Below are 3,762 nucleotides of genomic sequence, written 5' to 3'. Positions count from 1 at the left end.
AAGCGCCATTGTAGACCCATGGGTCACTACCTTGTCTTTTGTTGTTGCACTTGCAATGAGAATTCAAGCCTAAAAATGTAAAAGAATCTGTGGATTTGCCTAATTTCTGCAAAGAATCGGTGCTGCAATTACAGATTCTTTGCACTTTTCAGGCGCACGATGGCGAGAAGAGCGCTTGGCGAGAAACCCGGTGCGCTCGCAGGCGCGCTGTAAGCAGCGCGCAATCTAGCAGGTCGTTCCGCTTTCGGAATCCGCGAGGTCAACGTCGTTTGCAAGCGCCGCTTCCAGCGCAACCTGCAGGCCGCGAGTCATCATTTCCAGCGACATGCTTGGAACCTGGCGGATTTTCTCGCCAGCGGCAGCTTCCTCGGCAGCGCTGGGCTTCTCGCCAGCGCCAGCTTTCTCGCCTGCAGCGAGGCCCTTCTCGGCAGCTGCAGCGTTTTTCTCGACAACCTGCTCCGTTGCAAATGGTACGTGCAGAAACGTACCGCGAGTCTCCGGGAATCTCGTGGCCAGCGCGTGAAGGACCTGATACATGACGTCGTTGCAGACGTACGTTCCCGCAGTGTACGAGACCGCCGCGGGGATCTCCGCCTGGTTCATGGCGGCAACCATGGCGTTTACCGGCAGTGACGCAAAATACGCGTCGGGAGCGCCGTCGATGATGCGCTGCGAGAGCGGCTGCTTGCCCTCGTTGTCGGGGATTCGCGCGTGAGCCCAGTTGATGCCCACAAACTCGGGCGTAATCTTGCTTCTTCCACCCGCTTGGCCCACGCAAAGCACAATCTCGGGACGCTCCGCTTCAAGCGCGTCGATAACCTTCTGAGCGCCAGCGCCAAACTCAACAGGTACGTGCAGTTTTATCACTTGGGCACCGACAATAGTCTCGGGCAACGCCTTCACGGCCTCCCAAGCTGGATTGATTTTCGCGCCACCAAAAGGCTCAAATCCGGTAACCAGAATCTTCTTCATTTTGCCTCCGCACCTCAGTTGAACGCCGCATGCCCCGCACGCTGCTCACCGCACGCTGCTCACCGCGCGCCGATCGCTGCACGTCACGCGCGCCGCCGCTAGACTGCCAACCGCGAGCTCAGTTCACGCTGGTCGAACCTGTCGTTTTCCCTTACCATCATAAACGTACACATCTCAAACGGGAGGAAATTCAATGCACGGTAACAAAATTGTGCTTGTAGCGGGCCTGGGAAATCCTGGCGAGAAATACGCGCGCACCAGGCACAATGCTGGTTTTGCCGTCGTCGATGCCCTTGCCGAGCGCCACGGCGTTTCGTACTGGAAAAGCGAAGCGGGCTGCCAGGTCGCGGAGATCACCCTTCCCGCAGCTCAGACCGCAGCTCCCGGAGCCGCATCTGGCGAGAAACGCCATGTACTCCTAGCCAAACCCCAGGACTTCATGAACACCAGTGGCGGTCCCCTCTCCAAACTTGCTCGTGCACACCACCTTCAACCTGCACAAATCCTGGTTATTCACGATGAGGTTGACCTCGCAGAAGGCCAACTCAACTTCAAGGAAGGCGGCGGACTCAACTCGCATAACGGCCTGCGCTCCATCGCCGACAAGCTCCAGACCAGGGATTTTATGCGCCTGCAGTTTGGCATCGGTCGCCCTCCTGGAAAGATGCCGGTGGCAGACTATGTTCTGCGCGAGCTCAAGGGAAACAACCTGGAAGACTTTCTGGTCACTGCTCAGGCGGCCGCCGATCAGGTGGAGCAGCTCCTCCGCAGCTAGCGGTCACCGCGCTCCTCCGCGTGACGTCACGTCGCGAGCCCACCGGGTTTCTCGCCCTCCGCAGCTAGCAGGCAAAACATTCTACGAAATATTTATGCTCATTCATGAATTACTCATGACTTGAATCATGCGCAAATAGTACAATAGATATGTTGTTTGCGAATACGGGTTACCCAGACTCGTATGCGTGAGATACATGCGTCACCTGTCACTGTCTTCTCGCCAGAAGGCACGCTGTAGTGCGGCGCGTCAACTCACTCGCAGTTTTGTTGTGTTAGGAGAGGAGTACCGCTGAATGTATAAGATCCTCGAAAAGACTCAGTTCTCCGAGAAGGTCTTCAAGTTCCGCATCGAGGCACCACAGATGGCCAAGCATGCACATGCTGGTCAGTTCCTGATGGTCCGCGCAAATGAGTGTGGCGAGCGCGTTCCATTTACCTTTGCGGATTGGAATCCTGAGGAGGGTTGGGTCGAGTTTATCTTCATGGTAATCGGCAAGACCACCAGGATGCTTTCTACCTACGAGGTTGGTGATTTCCTGCAGGACGTCACTGGTCCTCTGGGTGAGCCTACCGAGATGGGCGAGGGCAAATGGGCAGTTATCGGCGGCGGCGTTGGCCTGGCTATCGCCTTCCCTGTTGCTCGTCAGCTCGTAGCAGCCGGCCGCGAGGTCCACGCAATCATGGGCGCTCGTACCAAAGAGCTGCTGCTGCTTGAGGATCAGTTCCGTTCCATTCTGGACGACGATCACATCCACATCACCACAGATGACGGTTCTCTTGGCGAGAAGGGCGTTGTAACCGCACCTCTCGAGCGTCTTCTGCAGGACAAGCAGGTCGACCGCGTCTTCTGCGTTGGTCCTGTTCCTATGATGAAGTTCTCCACTCTCACTGCCGAGAAGTACGACACACCTATCATCGCTTCTCTGAACCCAATCATGGTTGACGGCACTGGTATGTGCGGTTGCTGCCGTGTTGAGGTTGGCGGCGAGACCAAGTTTGCTTGTGTTGACGGTCCTGACTTTGACGCAACCAAGGTTGACTGGAACGACCTTCGCGCACGTCAGGCAGCCTACCTCACCGAGGAAGGCCAGTCCATCAAGGCTTACGAGGAGACGAGGTGCGCATGCCACAAGTAAACGGTCGCTACATTCCAAACGTCAAGGCACCTCGTACAGCTGACAACGAAGAGCCAGCTGCAGAGCGCGCACAAGACTTCCGCCCTGTCGACAAGGGTTTCACTAAAGAGATGGCAATTGCAGAGGCAAACCGCTGCCTGGATTGTAAGAATCCACTGTGCGTTCAGGGCTGCCCTGTAAACATCAACATTCCTCGCTTCATCGAGGCTATCCGTGCAGAGGAGTTTGGTCGCGGTCTTGACATCATCCGCGAGTCCTCCATGCTTCCTGCAGTTTGTGGTCGTGTTTGCCCACAGGAGAACCAGTGCGAGGGCGTCTGCATCATGGGTAAGCGCAGCGAACCAGTTGCTATTGGTCAGCTTGAGCGCTTCCTTGGCGACCAGCCTGAGCTTGCTTCTAAGCCAGCTATCGCTCCAAAGAACGGCAAGAAGGTTGCAGTTGTAGGCTCCGGTCCTTCCGGTATTGCTTGCGCTGGCGAGCTTGCTCGTAACGGCTTTGACGTTACCGTCTTTGAGGCATTCTTCACTGGCGGCGGCGTTCTTGTCTACGGTATTCCTGAGTTCCGTCTTCCAAAGGCTGTTGTTAAGCGCGAGATTGACGGCCTTCAGGAGCTGGGCGTTAAGTTTGAGTTCAACTCTGTTGTCGGTCGTATCACCGATGCAGAAGAGCTCTTTGAGCAGGGCTTTGACGCAATCTATATTGCAACTGGCGCTGGCCTTCCAAAGCTTCTCAACATCCCTGGTGAGAACCTGCCAAACGTCTTCTTTGCAAACGAGTACCTCACCCGCGTTAACCTCATGAAGGCTAACAACTTCCCTGAGTATGACACTCCAACCAAGCACGGCAAGAATGTCGCAGAAGATTAGGCAAATCCACA

At 56.0% G+C, this 3,762-nt stretch carries 3 protein-coding genes and 1 pseudogene; 3 read left to right on the top strand and 1 reads right to left on the bottom strand.

Translation table 11 applies throughout. The features are described from left to right. Positions 1-225: 225 nt before the first annotated feature. Entirely contained in the window at positions 226-972 is a 747-nt protein-coding gene (gene pcp, locus HMPREF1492_RS02575) for a pyroglutamyl-peptidase I (RefSeq protein WP_035435627.1), read from the bottom strand. 193 nt (positions 973-1,165) lie between these two features. Between pcp and pth the strand changes: the two genes are divergently transcribed. From pth to HMPREF1492_RS02560, 3 genes and pseudogenes are all read left to right on the top strand, one after another. Further along, entirely contained in the window at positions 1,166-1,747 is a 582-nt protein-coding gene (gene pth, locus HMPREF1492_RS02570) for an aminoacyl-tRNA hydrolase (protein WP_035435625.1), read from the top strand. A 295-nt stretch (positions 1,748-2,042) separates the two neighbouring features. Beyond that, positions 2,043-2,885: a sulfide/dihydroorotate dehydrogenase-like FAD/NAD-binding protein gene (locus HMPREF1492_RS02565; protein WP_035427960.1), complete on the top strand. Its 843-nt coding sequence runs from the start codon at positions 2,043-2,045 to the stop codon at positions 2,883-2,885. After that, positions 2,873-3,739: pseudogene (locus HMPREF1492_RS02560) on the top strand (FAD-dependent oxidoreductase); the annotation flags it as partial. The gene HMPREF1492_RS02565 and the pseudogene HMPREF1492_RS02560, both read left to right, overlap by 13 nt. Positions 3,740-3,762: the final 23 nt, after the last annotated feature.

The organism is Atopobium sp. BS2 (genome assembly GCF_000565075.1).
Taxonomy (GTDB): domain Bacteria; phylum Actinomycetota; class Coriobacteriia; order Coriobacteriales; family Atopobiaceae; genus Lancefieldella.
This window is presented reverse-complemented; position numbering and strand designations above follow the sequence as displayed.

Bases quoted from the DNA above. Each gene is read 5' to 3' on its own strand.
- pcp (WP_035435627.1), bottom strand. From the start codon at position 972: ATGAAGAAGATTCTGGTTACCGGATTTGAGCCTTTTGGTGGCGCGAAA.
- pth (WP_035435625.1), top strand. From the start codon at position 1,166: ATGCACGGTAACAAAATTGTGCTTGTAGCGGGCCTGGGAAATCCTGGC.
- HMPREF1492_RS02565 (WP_035427960.1), top strand. From the start codon at position 2,043: ATGTATAAGATCCTCGAAAAGACTCAGTTCTCCGAGAAGGTCTTCAAG.